Annotated in this window: 18 protein-coding genes; 5 read left to right on the top strand and 13 right to left on the bottom strand. The window is 45.0% G+C overall.

The features are described 5' to 3' along the window. Positions 1 to 410 precede the first annotated feature (410 nt). Complete coding sequence (locus tag A6K76_RS17170; RefSeq protein WP_066462126.1) at positions 411 to 1,919, top strand: methyl-accepting chemotaxis protein; 1,509 nt, start codon at positions 411 to 413, stop codon at positions 1,917 to 1,919. Between the two features lie 48 nt (positions 1,920 to 1,967). On the opposite strand, the gene A6K76_RS03400 is transcribed toward A6K76_RS17170, so the two are convergent. Both A6K76_RS03400 and A6K76_RS03395 read right to left on the bottom strand, forming a co-directional pair. Continuing rightward, positions 1,968 to 2,747: an alpha/beta hydrolase family protein gene (locus A6K76_RS03400; protein ID WP_066462124.1), complete on the bottom strand. Its 780-nt coding sequence runs from the start codon at positions 2,745 to 2,747 to the stop codon at positions 1,968 to 1,970. Further along, a complete protein-coding gene (locus A6K76_RS03395; RefSeq protein WP_066462122.1) occupies positions 2,731 to 3,198 on the bottom strand; it encodes an NUDIX domain-containing protein in 468 nt (155 codons plus the stop codon). The genes A6K76_RS03400 and A6K76_RS03395 overlap by 17 nt, the downstream gene beginning before the upstream one ends. Positions 3,199 to 3,311: 113 nt before the next feature. Between A6K76_RS03395 and A6K76_RS16720 the strand changes: the two genes are divergently transcribed. The 4 genes from A6K76_RS16720 (at position 3,312) to A6K76_RS03380 (ending at position 6,247) form a co-directional block, all read left to right on the top strand. Continuing rightward, positions 3,312 to 3,452: a hypothetical protein gene (locus tag A6K76_RS16720; RefSeq protein WP_169817977.1), complete on the top strand. Its 141-nt coding sequence runs from the start codon at positions 3,312 to 3,314 to the stop codon at positions 3,450 to 3,452. After that, a complete protein-coding gene (gene yidD / locus A6K76_RS03390) occupies positions 3,449 to 3,679 on the top strand; it encodes a membrane protein insertion efficiency factor YidD (RefSeq protein ID WP_066462121.1) in 231 nt (76 codons plus the stop codon). The genes A6K76_RS16720 and yidD overlap by 4 nt, the downstream gene beginning before the upstream one ends. A gap of 275 nt (positions 3,680 to 3,954) precedes the next feature. Next, the gene (locus A6K76_RS03385) at positions 3,955 to 4,971 is read left to right on the top strand and encodes a metal ABC transporter solute-binding protein, Zn/Mn family (protein ID WP_066462117.1); all 1,017 of its coding nucleotides are present in this window, start codon (positions 3,955 to 3,957) and stop codon (positions 4,969 to 4,971) included. A gap of 64 nt (positions 4,972 to 5,035) precedes the next feature. After that, a complete protein-coding gene (locus A6K76_RS03380; RefSeq protein ID WP_066462113.1) occupies positions 5,036 to 6,247 on the top strand; it encodes an NAD(P)/FAD-dependent oxidoreductase in 1,212 nt (403 codons plus the stop codon). A gap of 67 nt (positions 6,248 to 6,314) precedes the next feature. Here A6K76_RS03380 and A6K76_RS03375 read toward each other — a convergent pair whose 3' ends face one another. The 11 genes from A6K76_RS03375 to A6K76_RS03325 form a co-directional block, all read right to left on the bottom strand. Beyond that, positions 6,315 to 7,754, bottom strand: a complete 1,440-nt coding sequence (locus tag A6K76_RS03375; protein ID WP_066462111.1) for an o-succinylbenzoate--CoA ligase — start codon at positions 7,752 to 7,754, stop codon at positions 6,315 to 6,317. A gap of 518 nt (positions 7,755 to 8,272) precedes the next feature. After that, on the bottom strand, positions 8,273 to 9,091 hold the full coding sequence (menB, locus tag A6K76_RS03370) for a 1,4-dihydroxy-2-naphthoyl-CoA synthase (protein WP_066462109.1): 819 nt from the start codon (positions 9,089 to 9,091) through the stop codon (positions 8,273 to 8,275). A gap of 12 nt (positions 9,092 to 9,103) precedes the next feature. Then, positions 9,104 to 9,940: a 2-succinyl-6-hydroxy-2,4-cyclohexadiene-1-carboxylate synthase gene (gene menH / locus A6K76_RS03365; protein WP_066462107.1), complete on the bottom strand. Its 837-nt coding sequence runs from the start codon at positions 9,938 to 9,940 to the stop codon at positions 9,104 to 9,106. Then, entirely contained in the window at positions 9,928 to 11,643 is a 1,716-nt protein-coding gene (gene menD, locus A6K76_RS03360; RefSeq protein ID WP_066462105.1) for a 2-succinyl-5-enolpyruvyl-6-hydroxy-3-cyclohexene-1-carboxylic-acid synthase, read from the bottom strand. Before menD ends, menH begins: the two co-directional genes overlap by 13 nt. Beyond that, a complete protein-coding gene (locus A6K76_RS03355) occupies positions 11,636 to 13,009 on the bottom strand; it encodes an isochorismate synthase (protein ID WP_066462102.1) in 1,374 nt (457 codons plus the stop codon). The genes menD and A6K76_RS03355 overlap by 8 nt, the downstream gene beginning before the upstream one ends. Before the next feature lie 387 nt (positions 13,010 to 13,396). After that, positions 13,397 to 13,990, bottom strand: a complete 594-nt coding sequence (cysC, locus tag A6K76_RS03350) for an adenylyl-sulfate kinase (RefSeq protein WP_066462100.1) — start codon at positions 13,988 to 13,990, stop codon at positions 13,397 to 13,399. A 9-nt stretch (positions 13,991 to 13,999) separates the two neighbouring features. Then, on the bottom strand, positions 14,000 to 15,139 hold the full coding sequence (sat, locus tag A6K76_RS03345) for a sulfate adenylyltransferase (protein WP_066462098.1): 1,140 nt from the start codon (positions 15,137 to 15,139) through the stop codon (positions 14,000 to 14,002). Positions 15,140 to 15,159: 20 nt separating this feature from the next. After that, entirely contained in the window at positions 15,160 to 15,861 is a 702-nt protein-coding gene (locus A6K76_RS03340) for a phosphoadenylyl-sulfate reductase (RefSeq protein ID WP_066462096.1), read from the bottom strand. Positions 15,862 to 16,072: 211 nt separating this feature from the next. Then, positions 16,073 to 16,399, bottom strand: a complete 327-nt coding sequence (locus A6K76_RS03335) for a TraR/DksA family transcriptional regulator (RefSeq protein WP_066462094.1) — start codon at positions 16,397 to 16,399, stop codon at positions 16,073 to 16,075. 103 nt (positions 16,400 to 16,502) lie between these two features. After that, the gene (locus A6K76_RS03330; RefSeq protein WP_066462092.1) at positions 16,503 to 17,255 is read right to left on the bottom strand and encodes a MerR family transcriptional regulator; all 753 of its coding nucleotides are present in this window, start codon (positions 17,253 to 17,255) and stop codon (positions 16,503 to 16,505) included. Positions 17,256 to 17,310: 55 nt separating this feature from the next. Continuing rightward, entirely contained in the window at positions 17,311 to 18,744 is a 1,434-nt protein-coding gene (locus A6K76_RS03325; RefSeq protein WP_083995258.1) for a magnesium transporter CorA family protein, read from the bottom strand. Positions 18,745 to 19,311: the final 567 nt, after the last annotated feature.

Genomic DNA, 19,311 nt, shown 5'->3' with positions numbered 1-19,311 from the left:
AATCAACACGCTTACTATTTTCATTTTTTTGGTTCATCACTGTAAGCTAGGGTTGACGCATAAAAGTTGCTTGAAACGAGAGGCGGACTCCAGCGGGAAAAGCGCGAGCATCGAGACCCCGCAGTCGTGAGGCACGAATGACGAGGAGGCTTGAGGAAGGTGATAAACGCCACGTCCATGTGGCATCACCTTCATGACAAACATCGTGTTCGCCTCCGCGCCCGCGGAAAGCCTGCCTCGACGTGAAAAGCAACCCCAAGTTATGGTGAAGAGCCATTTTTTTCACATAAAAATAATTATTTAAGATTGCTTCACTCATTCGATTCCTTTATAATATCAAAGCTATCATCTATTAGCTTATCATTATCACAAAATAACAATTAAGGTTATATTGTATGGGAGGTATTCATTTGTTTTTTAAAAAAGAACACGTAATTTCACTAACAGCTTTACTACAAGAAAGTGAACGTCAGCTTCAACTCGCTCAACAAGGGACATTTGATTATACTTACACATTAAAAACAGAAGATTCACAATTGCAACAAATCGTTACAAATTTAAATAAAATCAATGCACTTCGCGAAACATATGAGTGCAAACTGCGTCAAAAACTTCATAATTTAACGACGATTAATAATGTCGGTTTCTGGGAAGTCGAAATGCCAAACGCTACATTTGACGATGCAAAGGACCATTTTTACATCGATCCTACATTAAAACATTTGCTCGGCTTTAGTGAGGAAGAGTTACCAAATCATGTAGATTCGCTCACAAATCTTGTTCATCCTTCACACGGTTCAGAAATAATGGAGCGTATCCTTGCCCATTTGAATGACAAATCAGGCCGTACAAAATTTGATGTTAATCATTTAATGCGCTTTAAAGACGGCGAATATCGCTGGGTACATACATTCGGTACAGCCAAGCGTCATTCAGATGGCACACCGTATCGCATGATTGCGACAATTACAAACATTCACGAGCAACATATGATGGAAGAAAACTTACGCAACTTTGTGACACGCTATGATTTAATTAACGAAGCGTTAATTGAAGCACCTTGGGATATGACTGTAGAACAAGGTGACCCGATCAATCCGAAAAATGCTTTTTGGTGGAGCCCTCAGTTCCGTCAAACGCTCGGTTTCAACGATGAGCACGATTTCCCGAACGTCATGAGCTCTTGGAGTGACCGCTTACATCCAGATGATAAGGAGCGTGCATTACAAGCATTTAATGACCATTTAATGGACTTCTCTGGTCGCACGCCGTTTGATATCGATTACCGTTTACAGCTAAAATCAGGCGAATATCGCTGGTTCCATGCAACTGGTACGACACTTCGCGACGCAAAAGGTGCACCGTTACGTGTAGCTGGTACAATTCGTGACATTATGATAGAGCGCAGCAAAGAATTAATGGTTGAGGAAACGACATCGCGTATGGAAGAGCTATCCGCTTCGATTGCTGAAATGGTCGTTGGTATTAGCTCCATCACGAAACAAGCGCAGGAGCTAGCTTCGACACAGGAAGAAACGACAGGTGCCGCAAATGATGCAAAAAGCTTTGCCGATGAAACACAAGCCATTTCTAACTTTATTAAAGGCATTGCAGACCAAACGAATTTACTTGGCTTAAATGCAGCTATTGAAGCAGCACGAGCAGGTGAGCATGGCAAAGGCTTCGGCGTCGTAGCTGATGAAGTACGTAAGCTTGCGGTCAACTCAGCAGAAGCAACCGACAACATCGAGCAAACATTAATGCAGATGAAGCAATCGATCGACACAATTTTAAACCAAATGTCGAAAATTAGTGACCTTGCTCAAATGCAGGCGGCGCTCACAGAGCAAATGAACGCGTCGGTGGACGAAATTAATACGATGTCTCAAGAATTAGTGGAATTTGCTAAAAATCAATAATAACAGCTAGGGAGTGTCCAAGAATCATTTCTCGGACACTCCCTTTTTTTACTGTGCCTTCATCCATGTGCATAATGCACGCACCGTATCAATATTAACAATTGGTTTAAAATGATGCATTTCGTACTCAAATAGCCAAAGTGTCACGTCTTTACCGAGCGTTTGCGCGCAGCTTTGTAAAAAGTAGGCATGCTCTACATCAACGTGTGCATCCTGCTCTCCGTGAATGATGAGCAATGGTGCTTGTAGTCGATGCAATTGCATTAGCGGTGTACGTGCGTAGTAACGCTCTGTATATTTTTCCGGTGTGCCACCAATGATTCGCTTCAGCGTACGACGCATATCTAGACGCTCGTAATACATGTACATCACATCGCTCACACCTGCCCACGTTACAACAGATGTCACATCTTGTCGCATAATACCGAGCCATTGCGCCATCATTCCGCCGCGCGAAAAGCCGTAAACGTGAATTCGATCGCCTTTATAATATTGTTTTAGCACATCGACCGCATATAATGCATCATAGCGGTCGTCCCCTGCGAATTCATCGCGTCCTTGCCCACCACGATTGCCACGGTAATACGGTGCAAAGACGATGAAGCCTTGCTGTGCAAACTGTGCGATACGTGCGGCGCGCACCATGCCGACATGCTGCAATCCACCGCGCAAATAAATGAGCCCGTCATAGTCCCCTTCTTTCGTTGGTTGAGCGAGTAAGCCTTTTACCCGATATTCCCCCGACTGATACGTAATTTCGGTTAGCTTGACTACATTGCTCGGTGACGGGTATGGACGTGCAGCGATGATACTACCATTTTCGATCATGCTGCTTCACCTCTTGCAGCAACATTTTCATGCCGTCATCTTTCATATAAAAGCTAAGTGGTTCGCTGCGGAAAATATCGTCCTCTGCTAACCATGCTGTGCCGATTGTTTCGTATTCCTCTGGCAGCGGCTCCTGCGATAAAAAGCGCGCTGTAAACACCGTCTTGCTAAACAGCGGCTCCGCATGCACCGCATATTCCGCAAACCACGCGACGTCCGTAACGTGCACGCCGGTTTCCTCGTACACTTCACGAATGGCCGCTTCTGCTAATGTCTCACCTTCTTCTACTTTGCCACCTGGAAACTCGGTTCCGCGATTACGATGAATCGTCGTTAGCCACTTTCCTTCATGCTGCACTAAAATTAATACGTGCTTACTTGCGACAGCAAACGTGTTTGGTGTGAAGCTTAGCTCCACTTTACAACCATGTAAATCTTCAAATGTAAACATGTCTTCACCTCACTTCTATTGTAAATCGCGCGTAGTAAAAAACACAATGGCGACGTCTTTTTTCGTGAAGTGCGCTATAATAAAGCTAATTCTATCCACTTGAGGTGAACGTTATGACATTGTCATTGCCAGTCATTTTTATGATCGTCTTACTATTTTTCGTTGTAGGTGGTGCAGTTGCTTTTATCGCCTTCCAACAAGACGTTAAACGGCAACAAGAGCAGCAAGAATGTAAGGAATCGAACGACCGATGAAGAAGCTATCCATTTTACTCATTCGCTTTTATCAAAAGTTCATTTCGCCGATGCTGCCACCGTCTTGCCGCTTCCATCCAACGTGCTCGCATTACGGGCTTGAAGCATTTCAAAAGCACGGCTTCATAAAAGGTTTCCTACTAACGGCAGTGCGCATTTTAAAATGCCATCCATTTCATAAAGGCGGGTTTGACCCCGTACCAGATCGTCGGCCTTCGAAAAAATAACTTTCGAAGGCTTGCTTTTTTTTATGCCTTATTGTATAGTTATGAACGTCAAATAAAACGTAACGATTACTATTTAATGATTAGCTACTTTTATACAGCTGAATCGGTTGTTTTCAGCAGCAAAACGGAAATGATAGTGGCAAGGAGCGTGCGGCAAGACTCCTTCGGGAAAAGCGTGAGACTTGAGACGCCCCAGGAAAGCGAGCCGCCATACGCGAAATGCCAGTCGAATGGCGTATCAACACGCTTGATTTAAATTATATGAGGTGACATACATGAAAAAAAGATTTTTAGCAACGACGGCATTAGCGGCGATGCTACTTGCCGCATGTGGCGACAAAGAGCAACAAACGACGAACGATGATACAGCAGAGCAAACGGAAAAAGAGGAAGAAGCTGTTGAGGAAGCATTAACAGTGTATACGACGGTTTATCCGTTAAGCTACTTTACTGAACGCATCGGTGGCGACTACGTGAACGTACAATCCATTTACCCAACAGGAGCAAACGAGCATTCATTTGAGCCGACGCAACAAGATATGATGAAGCTTGCAGATGCAGATTTATTTTTCTATATCGGTTTAGGGCTTGAAGGATTCGTTGAAAATGCGGAAAAGACGCTTGCGAACGAAAATGTAGCACTTGTACCGACGTCGACGAATATTACAGAGGAGCAGCTGCATGTGAGCGAAGGACATTCGCATGACGAGCACGAACATGAGGAAGATGCGCACGACCATGGCCACGAAGGTGAAGAGGTGCATGAGGACGAGCATGACCCGCACGTATGGCTTTCACCAACGATTGCACAAACACTCGCAGCAACAGTAAAAGACAAACTAGTGGAAGTTATGCCTGAGCAAGAAGCGACGTTTACAGCAAACTACGACGCGCTCATCGCCGACTTACAGCAGTTAGATGCGGAATTTAAAGCGTTAAGCGAAGAAGTACCAAACAAAACATTCTTCGTATCACACGCAGCATTCGGTTACATTGCAGGTGCATACGGCTTTACGCAAGTGCCAATTGCCGGCTTAAACTCGCAATCAGAGCCATCTCAAAAAGAGCTCGCTACAATTGTCGACGCGGCAAAAGAACAAAACGTGAAATACATCTTATTTGAGCAAAACGTATCGTCAAACTTAGCTGAAGTGATTAAAAATGAAATCGGGGCACAGTCGTTAACACTTCATAACTTAAGTGTGTTAACGAAAGAAGACGTAGCAAACGATGCGGACTATTTATCAATTATGCGCGAAAACATTAAGACGTTGAAAACCGCTTTACAATAAATGATTACGACACACTCCTTTTGGGAACAGCTTTTATACAACTGTTCAAAAGGAGTGTTTTTTTATGTATTTACATGAAGGCTCTTTATTTTGGCCTACGACAATGCCGCGCGCACAGTATACTGCCCCCGCACAAGTTGAGCCCGTTTACGATGTTGTGCTCGTCGGTGCAGGCATGAGCGGCATTTTATGTGCACATGTGTTGCAGCAGCACGGCTATACGGTCGCATTAATTGAGCAACATGAGCCTGTTCATAATAGCACCGCTGCGAATACAGGCTTGTTGCAATATAGCAACGACATTATGCTGCATGAGCTCGCACAGCAAATTGGGCTCGAACAGGCGATTATTTTTTATAAACGATGCGTACAAGCGATTGATGAGCTTGCTGAAATTGCTAGTTCGTTACATGGCGATACGCAATTTGTGCGTCGACCGAGTGTATGCTTTGCTAGCAACTCCAGCGATGTCATGAAGCTACAGCGTGAGTATAAAATGCTGCACGAGTTCGGCTTTCCATGCGCATATTGGGATGAACGAAAGCTGCATGCGACGATGGGCTTTCAAAAAGATGGTGCGCTCGTCACATTCAATGATGCAGAAGTTAATCCGTATCAGTTTTCACGCCGCTTGCTTGATCATGTGTTAGTGCACGGTGGACACGTATTTCCACATACGCGTGTAACGACTGTGCATCACGGTGACATCCTCCACATTGAGACGACGAACGAAACGTTTGCAGCGCGCCATATTATTTATACGACCGGCTATTACGATCCTCCAACTGGTACGATCGCTGTAGCTGATATTCGTCGCTCGTATGCTGTCGTTACAAATGCTGTCGATACACTATGGCATGAGCGCGCACTCATTTGGGAAACGGCTCGTCCGTATTTGTATATACGCAGTACGCTCGACAATCGGCTCGTCATCGGCGGCTTAGACGAGCGCATCGCAAAACCGACTTCCGATATGCAAAAAATAACGCAGCACGCCGCACAACTGTTACAGCAAGCACAGCAGCTATTTCCTCATTACACATTAACAGCGGACTATATGTATTGTGCATCGTTTGGGGAATCGACCGACCATTTACCGGTCATCGGGCGCCATCCTCGCTACGACAATGAATTTTATTTAGCAGGCTACGGCGGGAATGGCACCGTCTACAGTATGATCGGTGCGTACGAGCTATTAGCGCAGCTTCGTGGTGAAACGACAGCGATTACCCCAATCATTCAAGCTTCTCGCAAAAACGGGGTACGTACAATATGAAAAGGCTGCTTGAACGTGGATTCAAACAGCCTCATACTGGATGTGCTAGCAATTAGCGCATCCTTTTTTATGATAGTAAGTCTGGTAGTTCACGGCGCAGCAGCTTATTCGCACCGTTGCGCGGCAATGCGTCCACGATGTAAATCGCAGTTGGCACTTTATATTTGGCGAGCTTTTGTTTGCAATATTCGTGTAGCTCCTCGACTGTAACGTCCTCTTTTACGACAACGAACGCAATTGGCACTTGCCCCCACAAAACGTCTGCTAAGCCGCATACACCCGCTTCTAGTACAGCTGGGTGGCTATGTAGCACCGATTCAATTTGCGCCGGGTAAATATTTTCACCACCCGAAATAATTAAATCGGCGCGGCGATCGACGACGAACAAATAGCCGTCCTCATCAATATAGCCGATGTCACCGGAATATAACCAACCGTCCGTCGTCGTTTGTCGCTCAGCAAAGCGTCCAATATAGCCCGGTGTCACATGCGGCCCTTGAATGCAAATTTCACCTTCTTCTCCTGGCTTCGTCGCTCCGTCAATACGAATGGCATTAAAAAATAATGGCTTCCCTGCTGAACCGAGCTTAACGAACGCTTCGTCCGCTTGTAGCGTCGTCGTTTGAGAAGAAGTTTCAGTCATGCCATACGTTTGCAATACGGGCATGTGCAGTGATTGTGCGCGCTGTAAATATGCATGTGGAATCGGCCCACCACCTGCTAAACATGCGACGAAACGTGAGTGTGCAACGAGTCGCTCCTCTTCCATTACGTTAAGCAGACGTCCGAGCGTTAACGCGACGACTGAAATCATCGTGACGCGACCACTCGCAATGCTTTTTGCTGCGGCTGTTGCATCAAACTTTTCATATAAATCAACAGTCATGCCATATATGAGTGATTTCGTTAACGTTGAAAAACCGCTAATATGAAAAATTGGCGTCGCACAAAGCCACGCATCGTCGTGACGCAGCCCTAAGTTGAGCGCCGATGCTAACGCCGATGCTTCGTGGTTGCGCACCGTTTGACGTACCCCTTTTGGATAACCTGTCGTACCAGACGTATACATAATCGTCATCGTCGCATCGTGATGCCACAGCGGTGAAATGTGAACGTCCGCTTCGTCTGCTTGCTCCACGTCAGAAAACGTCAGCACTGAGCTATGCACAACGCTTGATGCAAATCGCTCATCGACGAGAACAACTGTCGCCTCACTATCGTCTAGCTGGTATTGCAATTCCTCGGCACTTAGTCGGTTGTTTAACATGACCATTTCAAGCTGCAAATGCATGCTTGCGTAAATGATTTGAACAAGCTGTGCTGTCGAGTAGCCAAGAATAGCAACGCGCGTCTGTTGTTGCACGCCGCAATGCGTTAGTTTGCGCGCGAGCTGTAGCGCCTCGTCGTATAGCTGCTGAAACGTCCAGCTGTTTCCTTCAAAGCGTAACGCCTCGCGCTGTGGTGTTAAGTGTGCGCGCTGCATGAGCCAGTTTGGTATTTGTTCCATTGTGCTTCCTCCTTGTAAAAGGTTTTTTACTATATATACTAAATATCAAACGTGTTGATTAGCCAATGATGCAGCTGTTTGCTTCACGCGGCTTCGCTTTTTTGGGGCTCGGCTCAAGCCTCCTCATCGTTCGTACCTCACGATTGCGGGGTCTTGAGTCACGAGCTTTTCCCCAAGAAGTCTCGCCGCGGCGCTCACAGCCAACTAAATAACGCTCGCCATTTCAATTTTGGGCTGAAAACAGCGATGCCGCTGTAGAAAAGGGGCTAATCAACATACGTGATCAAATACGTTAAATAGTATGTGGTATTCGGCATGTTGCTTTGAACGAGAGGCGGACTCCAGCGGGAAAAGCGAAAATTCTTTTTGCGACGAGTAACTACAGGAGCAACGCGAGCCGCAAAATACGTCTGCCAATTGAATCGTTAATCAACATGCTTGTAATTCCCCACCTAAAACATAAAAAAAGCCGCCCGAAAATCGCTTCTCGGACAGCTTTCATTGCTACGTCGTATAAATCAAGGGAAACGTGGGAATTGACCGAAGTCAGGTTGGCGTTTCTCTTTGAATGCGTCGCGACCTTCTTTTGCTTCATCAGTTGTGTAGTAAAGAAGTGTTGCGTCACCAGCTAATTGCTGAATACCAGCTAAGCCGTCTGTATCTGCGTTCATTGCAGCTTTTAAGAAGCGTAGAGCAGTTGGTGACATTTGAAGCATTTCTTCACACCATTTTACTGTTTCATCTTCTAACTGAGCGTAAGGAACAACTGTGTTTACTAAGCCCATATCAAGTGCTTCTTGTGCACCGTATTGACGGCATAAGTACCAAATTTCACGCGCTTTTTTATGACCGACGATGCGAGCTAAGTAGCCTGAGCCGTAACCTGCGTCGAATGAGCCAACTTTTGGTCCAGTTTGACCGAACTTCGCGTTTTCCGCTGCGATTGTTAAGTCACATACTACGTGTAATACGTGACCGCCACCGATTGCGTAACCTGCAACCATTGCGACAACTGGCTTTGGAATTTTACGAATTAACGTTTGTAAATCTAATACGTTTAAACGAGGAATTTGGTCGTCGCCTACATAACCGCCGTGACCGCGTACTTTTTGGTCGCCGCCAGAACAGAATGCGTGCTCACCTTCACCTGTTAAAATAATTACGCCAACTTTTTCGTTGTCGCGTGCACGTGTAAATGCGTCAATTAATTCCGCTGTCGTTTTCGGGCGGAATGCGTTGCGTACTTCTGGACGGTTGATCGTAATTTTCGCGATGCCGTTGTAGTACTCGTACTTAATATCTTCATATGTATGAAGTGTAGTCCATTCACGAGTCATGAATTGTTCCTCCTAAATAATCAAGTTTTTTGTTTCTGTCAGCTGAAGCGCTTCCTTTACTATTGTAGCAAATTGTGTGAGATTTTCCACATGAATTGCATGACCGACGTTTGGCACGACGATATGCGCACTTTCTGCTAAAAATGCTTGCATCTTTTCAGCTAGTAAACAAAACTTTTCGTCAAGCTCACCTGTCAATAAAATGACCGGCATTGTGAGCTCGTCTAAGCGATGCCAGTTTGAAGGCTGCACGCCCGTTCCTATGCCGCGTAAACTATTTGCTAAGCCGATTTCACGCTGGCTTAAACGCTCATTGCGAATTGCTTGCTGTACGTTTAACGGCAATGACGCCTGCGAATGGAATAACGGCACGCGCTCCCATTCGTTAACGAACGCTTCGACGCCGTACTGCTCAATGCGTGCGGCTAATGCATCGTCTGCTTTTTTACGTGCTGCGCGCTCGTGCTCATGCGCTAAGCCTGGTGATGCGCTTTCAAGTAACAACACCTCGACTTGCTCCGGATAAGCGAGCGCATAGCTAAGTGCGATGCGCCCACCCATTGAATAACCGAGCAGCGTAAATTGCTGTACGTCTAATTGCTTCAGTACGTCATGCAATAGCGATACTTGTGCTTCCATACTGTAGTTAAATGCGTCCACTGGGGCAGACGTTTCACCATGTCCAATTAAATCAATTCCAATAATGCGGTAGTCAGGCAGTTGCTGTGCTACATGTTCCCACGTTGCACTAGAGCTTGTAAAACCGTGTAAACAAACGACGGTACGTGATTTATGTTCATGCCATTGACGGACTGCAACATCGTAACCATTACTCTTTAACTTTGCCATATTTTGACCCCCTGTATAATTTGCTGCCAAAGCGCTCGGTGTGCAAAAGTATTATCCTCGCGATTTGTAAACACTTCTATTAGACGAATGCGCTGACGCTTTTGTTGCATGACATCATATAGCTGTGAAACGTCGTGGATCGGCACGTATTCAAATGCATACATGTTCGCTACTTGCTCCATTGTCAGCCCAGTCGGTGTACCAAATAACTGCTCGTAATGCTGCGGCACGCTCGCCTGTGGTAAATATGAGAAAATGCCCCCGCCGTCATTGTTCATAACAACGATATCAATGTCGCATTGCTGATAGCGTGTTGCGAGTAACCCGCTCGTATCGTGTAAAAACGCAAGATCACCAATAACGAGTACCGTATTACGCTTGTTTCCTTGACTAAAGCCGAGCGCTGTTGACACGACGCCATCAATGCCGTTTGCGCCGCGATTTGCAAAAATGCGCACATCACATGTCGTCGGTAAGAAAAACGTATCAATATCACGAATCGGCATACTGCTGCTCACAAATACGTCCGTTGCTTCTGGAATGCCTGCAAGTAAATGACACATCGCAGCCCCTTCATCCTCTGCACCGCTCATATAGTTTTCAATGTATTCCATCGCTAGTTCATTAACGTCGCGCCATTCATGCACGTACGCCTCTTCAATATTCGGTTCAAGCTGCAATTCCGTTAGCCATGCGCCAAGCTGTGCGTGCACAATCATTGAAGCCATCGCCGTTGCATCACGGAACATTGGATCCTCATCAACAACGATGTAATGCATAGGATTTGCATGTGTAATAAACTGCTGCACGAATTTTGAAACAGGCTGTGCCCCAATCCGCATTACCGTCTGTGGTGCAACGACGCTTGTAAACGCTTCACTTTTTAGCGTCGCATCATACGTCGCAATGACATAATCACGACAATCAAGCGGAATGTTGCCGCGCAAGTTCGATAAGCTCTCGACTAGCACCGGCCACTTCAGCGCGCGAATAAACGCCCACACATGCGATAAATCCGTTTGAAGCGGCAGCTCACCGACAATGAGTATGCCGCGCTTTGTGTCGTTTAAAATCGTCGCTAATACGTGTTGTGTGTCTACTGACGGCACAAGCTCCCCTCGATGAAGCAAAACGTCTACATCATCAAGCTGCTCGCGAAAATCAATTGTTAACGGCTCACGAAACGGTACATTTATGTGCACTGGACCAAATGGCGCTGTCGTCGCAATCATAACTGCACGTGCCGTATGACGTGTAATAAACGGCAATGTTTGTGGCGCATTATCTGGAATCGGAAAATCAACGGACCATTTCACGTGCTCGCCGTACAGTTGCACTTGGTTAATCGCTTGCGGTGCGCCGACTTCACGTAGCTCATGCGGACGATCCGCCGTCAAAATAATTAATGGTACACGCGCATATTTCGCCTCAATAATTGCCGGGAAATAGTTCGCCGCTGCTGTACCAGATGTGCATAGTAATACGACTGGCTCATTCGTTGCTTTCGCTAAACCGAGCGCATAAAACGCCGCTGCACGCTCGTCTACTTGGCGATGCAGCGTTAGCTCCTTCGTCGATGCGAACGCATATGCAAGCGGTGTTGAACGCGAGCCAGGGCTGACGACAACGTGACGTACTCCCCCAGCATAAAGCGCGCTCGTTAAACGATACACATACGACGTTAATAATTCACGCTCACTCATGTATATTCCCTCCTAATGCACGTAGCATCGGTCTAAATTTCACTAACGTTTCCTCATACTCTGATTGCGCCGTTGAATCCCCGACAATGCCGCCCCCTGCATATAAGTACGCATCTTGTCCGACAATCGCAGCAGAACGAATCGCCACTGCAAATTCGCCGTTTCCTTCTGCGTCCATCCAGCCAATCGGTGCTGCATATAAGCCACGGTTCATCGGCTCGTTTTCACGAATAATAGCCATCGCTGCCTCACGCGGAACCCCACCGAGCGCAGGCGTTGGATGTAAATATTTCACTAAGCTTAAAATTGTCGCATCGTCCTTTAAATCACCTTCTACTGGTGTAAATAAATGCTGAATGTCACGAATTTTTAATAGCTGTGGTTTGTTCGGGAACGTGACGTTGTAACAACTTTGCTCAAATGTTTGTGCAATCATGTCGACAACGTATTGATGCTCCTCTAAATTTTTCGTATCGGCAAGCAGTGATGCGCCGAGCTGTTCGTCCTGCTCTACCGTCTCACCTCGTCTAATTGAGCCTGCCACGCATGATGAATACGCTTTATGCGCATCGACCTTCACTAAACGCTCCGGTGACGCACCGAAGAAAAATAGCTCCTCATGCTCCAAACCGAATAAATAGCTGCTCGGCTGCTCCTCAACAATTTGAGATAACGCCTGTTCTGCTTTAATATGGTTTGCAAACGTTAGCGCAAGCGGTCGTGCAATAACAACCTTTTGCGCTTGCTTTTGTTGAATGAGTGCTGTGACACGATCAATCGATGCTAAATAATCAATTTTATGCGGCTCAAAATAACTCATTGCAACAGGTTTCGTATATAGTTCCCCACGTCTTGCTGCTTCAACGAGTGCATCTCGCTCATGTCGCATCGTTTGCCATACAGCATCGTCTAGCGGTGCACTTGACACAACATGCATTGATAAAAAACAACAATCATTCTGTTCAATAATTTGATACGTTGCGAGCGCAAAAAAAGCATCTGGAAATGACGCCCACTCACTTTGTATTGTATTTGACGGGTCAAACGTAAAACCACCAAACAGCATCGGCTGCACGTGCGTGATTCCTTCTTTATGCATCGTAGCTGTTAGTTGCTGCCATTGTTTTTCCACATGATCGAAGCGTCCTTGCTCGCCTTCAAATGTCATTGTATATGCATGACCAAGACCAACAAGCGTAAATGTTTTCTCTCGATTTTGCCAATAAAATCGTTGTTGTGCGAACTGCTCTTTCCCTGCCGCAAAAAACGATAATGCAGAAAGATGCGGGACTTTGATCGTTTCCATATATAAAACGGGTGTCGTCTCTGCATTTTCTGTAGTGGCTTGTAACCACTTAGCTTGCATAAAAAATAACCTCCAATAAAATGATGCAAAACACATCATGTTCGTCCAATCGTTCGCATTCTATTTTAACACAACTTCTGTAGGAAACACTGTGTTGATGTTTCTAAACGTGATTAAAATGATACCGCTTTTATGTCGCTTATACAACGAAAAAAGCATCATTCGAAACAATGCTGCTTCGAATGATGCTTTTGGCTATTTATGAAATATACGACGTGCAGTAAGTATCCTATCACTTACAACGGATTGGTTTCACATCGAGGCAAGCTTTAGTAAACACACGATCTATTGCGCTTTGCGACTCGCGTTTCTGGGGCTCGCCGCAGCGCTCACAGCCATTCATATCTCACATTTTATATAAATACATACACTAATCAACAGATGCAATTAAATGTATTTCTTCTCTTGTAAAATCGCGATTAATTGCTCCGCGCATTCCTCTACAGAATACTTTTCTGTGTTTAACGTCACTTCTGGCTTTACCGGTGCTTCGTACGGCGCTGAAATGCCTGTGAAGTTCGGAATTTGACCGGCGCGCGCTTTTTCGTATAAACCTTTTGGATCGCGGCGCTCGCATTCTTCTAATGAGCAATCAACGAACACTTCAAAAAATTCATCTTCTGCTAATAATGCGCGCACTGTATCGCGGTCTGCCTGGTACGGCGAAATAAATGCCGTCACGACAATTTGACCTGCTTCTACAAATAACTTTGACACTTCACCGACGCGACGAATATTTTCTTTGCGGCTATCCTCATCAAAGCCTAAATCTTTATTTAAACCGTGACGCACATTGTCACCGTCAAGAACTGTTACTTGGTTGCCAAGGTCAAACAACTTGCGCGCAAATGCGTTTGCCACTGTTGATTTCCCTGCACCCGATAAACCTGTGAACCATAATACTAAGCTATGCTGTTTGTTTTGCTCGCGACGCTCTGCTGTTGTAATTGAAGCGTCATGCCATGTAATGTTTGTGCTCATCATTTCCTCCTACACCGTTGCTTCTTCGCGTAAGCCACGAATTAATACTTCTACTACTTCTTTACGGCTAAATGTTGACGGTGGAATTTCACCAGCACGTAACATTTCGCGCACTTTTGTACCTGATAAAATAACGCGTGATTCCGCACCGTGTGCACATGTTTTTGTCGTCGCCATGCCTTCGCATTCCGTGCAGTAGAAGCTATGCTCGAATTTCAGCGGGAAGATGCCGATTTCCTCTTGTGTGAAGCGCTCGAATAACTCTTGTGCTTCGTACGTGCCGTAGTAGTCACCTACACCTGCGTGGTCGCGCCCTACGATGAAGTGCGTGCAGCCATAGTTTTTACGTACTAATGCGTGGAAAATCGCCTCACGTGGACCTGCATAACGCATTGCCGCTAAAAATACGCCAAGTTGTACGCGGTCTTGTGGGTAATACTTCTCCAGTAATACTTCATAGCTTTCCATGCGAATCTCCGCTGAAATATCATCTGATTTCGTTTCGCCTACTAATGGATTTAAGAACAGACCGTCTACAATTTCAAGCGCTACTTTTTGAATGTATTCGTGTGCGCGGTGAACTGGGTTACGTGTTTGGAAGCCTACGATTGTTTTCCACCCTTTTTCCGCAAAGCGAGCGCGCGTTTCAGCTGGTTCGAACGTGTACGCTGGGAACGGCTTATCTGCTTTTTTCGTTAACGTAATTTTTCCGCCTACGTATGTATTTGGACGCTCAAACATTTTCGCTACACCTGGGTGTGCTTGATCGTCTGTGCCGTATACGTTAACCGCTTCTGCATCTTTATCTGGTGTGTAAATGTCGCCTACTTCAAGCGTACCGTACACAACGCCTTCGTATGCAAGCGCAACTTCTTCACCTGCAACAAGTGTCGCTGCTGTTGCTTCGTCTACTGGTAACGTAATTGGAATGCTCCACACCGTACCGTTTGCTAAGCGCATATCTTTTACGACTGCTTTATAGTCTGCTTCATTTAAGAAACCTTCTAACGGGCTATATGCACCGATTCCGATTAATTCTAAGTCACTTAATGAGATGTTGTCGATCTCGATTGTTTTTGTAATTGATGAAAAATCCTTGTTTTCGTTAAAGCGTTGTACTAAAACGCCACCATGTGGTTGTAAGCTCATTTTTTATTTCCTCCTCAAATTTAACCGTGTAGGCCACACTCTGTTTTGCCTTGACCAGACCAGCGACCTGCGCGTAAGTCTTCCTCTGTAAATGCTGGGTTTGTGCATGGTGCGCACCCGATTGACGGATAGCCGCGATCATGCAAAACGTTATAATCCAATTCATTGCGACTGACGTAGCGCCATACATCTTTCCACGTCCAATGAATAAGCGGACAAATTTTCACTGACTCAAAGCGTGTATCTAAATTGATGAAGTTCGTATTCGCACGCGTTGGACCTTGCTCACGTCGCAGCCCCGAAATCCACGCAATCGCCTCGCTTAACGATTCATCAAGCGGCTCGATTTTGCGCACTTTACAGCATTGGTTAGGCTCTGTTTCCCAAAGCTTGTCGCCGTACTTCTCCGCCTGCTCCTCAAGTGTAAGTTTCGGTTGCTTTAGCTCGATGCGCAGTTGCGGATAACGCTTTTTCACTTTTTCAATGACTTCATACGTTTCGTCAAAATGCTTGTTTGTATCTAAAAAGACAATTTTTGCGTCACGCTTTACTTTCGCAATTAAATCAATTAGCACAATGCCTTCGATCCCAAAGCTACATGCATACACAACCTCATCTCCATAAGTGTCGTATGCCCATTCCAGCGTACTCAGTGCACCTTTATACGTGTCATCCACCTCAAAGTCATGCGCTGGTTCTTGCCAAGTCTCAAACGTTAGCATAGTGCTTCCCCTCCTTCTAATGGCTCTCCAATAGACGCCAACTATTCTTATTAATTAAGTATGTTTTAATTTGAATAGAAGGACTCTCGTCAATTTGTTCGAGAGCCTCTAATTGTTCTAGTCAGCTTTTAATTCATACTATTTCAGTAAGTTTAGTATAAGTAATAAGCGACGTGATGTCAACGCATATTCTGAAAATATTCAGTTTTTTCTAAATTGCATGTGTAATACACGTACGCGTCGTGGGCAATGCTTCTAATCGCTCATACGTAATCACTTCTCCACAAACGGTGCAAATGCCATACGTGCTTGCTGCTAATGCCGCGTCAATCTTCTTTAATTCTTCGTCACGCTGCTCCTCTAACGCTTGCTCAACATATTCCTCTGCAAGCTCCGTTCCTTGATCGGCTGGGTGATGATCAACACCTTCTAATTCTTCAAGTTCTTCTTCTCCTTCATGAAGTGCGTTGCTTGCAAGGATCGATTCCTTTTCCCCTACTAATCGCGCTTGCAATGCTTGTAATTGTTGTTCTGTCATTCGTCATTTCCCCCTTCGTTGTATTACGAATAAAATCCTGCTTTTCATTCGTTTTACACATCGCAAAAAAACGACTACCTCGCAAAAGGTAATCGCTATTTTTCTATGTGTTTGTATACTGTTGAATCGCTTTATACAGGAGTTGTGTTGCCCCTTCGCCTGCACGCTTGTCGTAATACTGTGTAAAGCGCTCATCGGCTATATACATCTCGCTTAAACCGCGATGGGCTTGCTTCGTATATTTTGGCCAGTACATGCTTAACCAACGCTTATGTAGCTCCGCGATTTCAAGCATCGTCTCTTCCTCTTCGTGCACCAACATATCCGCTAGCAGCGCAAAAAGTTGATTTTCTAATTGCGTCGCTCCTTCATATTGCTCCGGTGTCATTTGTTTAAATTGACCATATGCAGACATGACCGATTGTTCCCCGTATTTTCCGCGAATTTCTTCACCATATAGCGCCTCGTTTTCAGCGACTTTTTGTTGCTTAAAACCTTCAAACTGTTCATTTGTTGTCATCGTAATTTCTCCTTTTACATAACGTAATGTGCGCTGCAACGTCTCCATTTGTTGTGCGAGTATTTGCTGTTGCTGCTGCAGCTGTTTTAAATGCTGTGCTAACGCTTCTTGTACATCGAAGGACGGATTGTACAATAGCTCTTGAATAGCAGGTAGCGACAGCCCCATTTGCTTATACAGCATAATTTGCTGTAGCACGAGCGTTTGCGACTCCTCGTACATACGATAACCTGCGTCACTGTACGCAGCTGGCTGCAATAAACCAATGGCATCGTAATGGCGCAATGTACGCGTCGAAACCCCTGACATGCTCGCAAGCGCCGTAATTGATAACATGCACTCACCTCCACGGACTTATGATACACATTGACGTAACGTAAAGGTCAAGCGTTTATTCGTATTTTTTGCGGCGATATTTACGTCCAAACGTTTGCAGTCCTCGGTAGGCTGTACGGCCAACGATTGTGAATGATAGTACAATACCCGTAATGCCGAGCACCCACGCAATCCATTCAAACACCGTATATCCTGCAAGCTTGCCCCAATCAATCGACCCTTTCCAGTCATCAATGACCACATTCATACCGTAAATGCCCGACACGACCGTGTACACCGTTAAAATGAATAAAAACGTACTTTGTCGCTCATCCTCTTGATCTTCCTGTAACCTATAGAGCTCCTCTAACGTCGCCTTAATTTCTTTATATTGTTCCGTGATGCGAAAATGCTTCCGCAGCAACGCCGACACTTCTTGACCTTCCGAGCGCACAATGACTTCATCAAAATAATAGCGCGATGAAAACTTCGTAATGCGCTCAATTAATTCATCAACGACAAACTTTTCCTTTCCCCAACGAATTTCGCTATGCTCAAACGTCAACTTGAGCAACATCATTTTATAAAAATAATGTAGCAGCACCGTATAATAATCGATGCTATAAAATTCACATACGCGCGCGTACGCATCACGCTCTGACTGATTCGTCACTTCCATATGCGCCCGATTCGACGTTACACGATACGTCTGTGGTGCCCAACGTGTTAACACGTGCTCGCTCACATATTCTTTAATATAAGCTTCATTACTCGCAGATACAAACGGCTCATTTTGCGCATCTGTACCGTCTAGCTGCCCTAAGCGAAACAATAACATATCATCAATTACCGCATCTTCTTCAGTTCGTACAAAGCCGCTTACAAACATTCGCTCATCTTCAAAATATGGCATATGGGAGTACGCATCGCCAAGCTTTTCGTAATCTACAAAAAACTGCGCCAAAAAAGGAAAATACGTTTCGTGAATTAATCGGTCCGTGTGATTATAATGCGCGCCATTTTTTACAATCGTCGCCCCACGCTCACTTTCCACATGCGGCACGAGCACACGAAAAAAATGCGCAAAATCAAGCACATCGCTCGCTGCCATCTGTGTACGAATTGCGGTTTTCATTACGATAAATGCAATGCCAAAAGGACAAATGACTAAATCAGTACTACTAATCAAAAATGGAATCGTTCGCCCACGTATTTGCATGTTCGCTTCTTCATTCCAAACTTTCGAAAACCGCGAAAACCCTCTTTCACGCCAATGCTTTGGGAATAATTTATCCTCTATAAATGGATAAAAAAATTGCTTTAGCCCTTCATGTGAAATATCATGCCCTGCATAATCATTTTTATTCGGTCGCTCCTCCACTTGAAAAAACGAAAATCCGTGCTCCTTCGTCGTCGCAATAAGCTCATCTCGTTTCGCGATGCTATATGTAATCGGATAGTAGAAAATAAGCTCTGCTGATGCAATATCGGTTCGTGTTACCTCCATCATCTCATCACCTCTTTTTCTACCTTTCTCCCTTTCCAACGATGTTTAAACTAACTAGCAAAATTACTTGAATTAGCTTTCTTCTAATTCAAAATGACATTACACACTTCAAACATCTCATATAATTCAGTGATTCTCGAATACATATAACGCCATTCAAAAAATGAAAGACGTAACATTGAATCATACTAGTTGATCAAAGCTATAGAGATTGAACTTTTGTATCTAACATGAGGAAAGAAAGCATCGTTCTGACGTGGAGGCGGCGACTTCGGTGGGACAAGCCTGCACCAAAAATCGTGGAACAAAGGCTAAATGCGTCGCGTCCATGCGACAACGCCTTTGTGACCAACATCATGTTGCTCTCTGCGAAAAGTATCCGCTGAAACAAAAGAACGGTTACCTTCTTAAGTTCAATTTATATCACTAGCGTCGCATAAATGTTAACCGAATTTTAAATTTACTTATTTTTCCACCTGAGAAGAAAAATAAAGACACTTAAACAGAGGTAGTAAACATCCATTTTTTTACTATAACCTGTGACGGGTGCGACAGACAGGTGAAAATAAT

It is taken from the genome of Caryophanon latum, assembly GCF_001700325.1.
Taxonomy (GTDB): domain Bacteria; phylum Bacillota; class Bacilli; order Bacillales_A; family Planococcaceae; genus Caryophanon; species Caryophanon latum.
The sequence above is the reverse complement of the archived record's forward strand: the minus strand, read 5'-3'. Positions and strand labels throughout refer to the sequence as shown.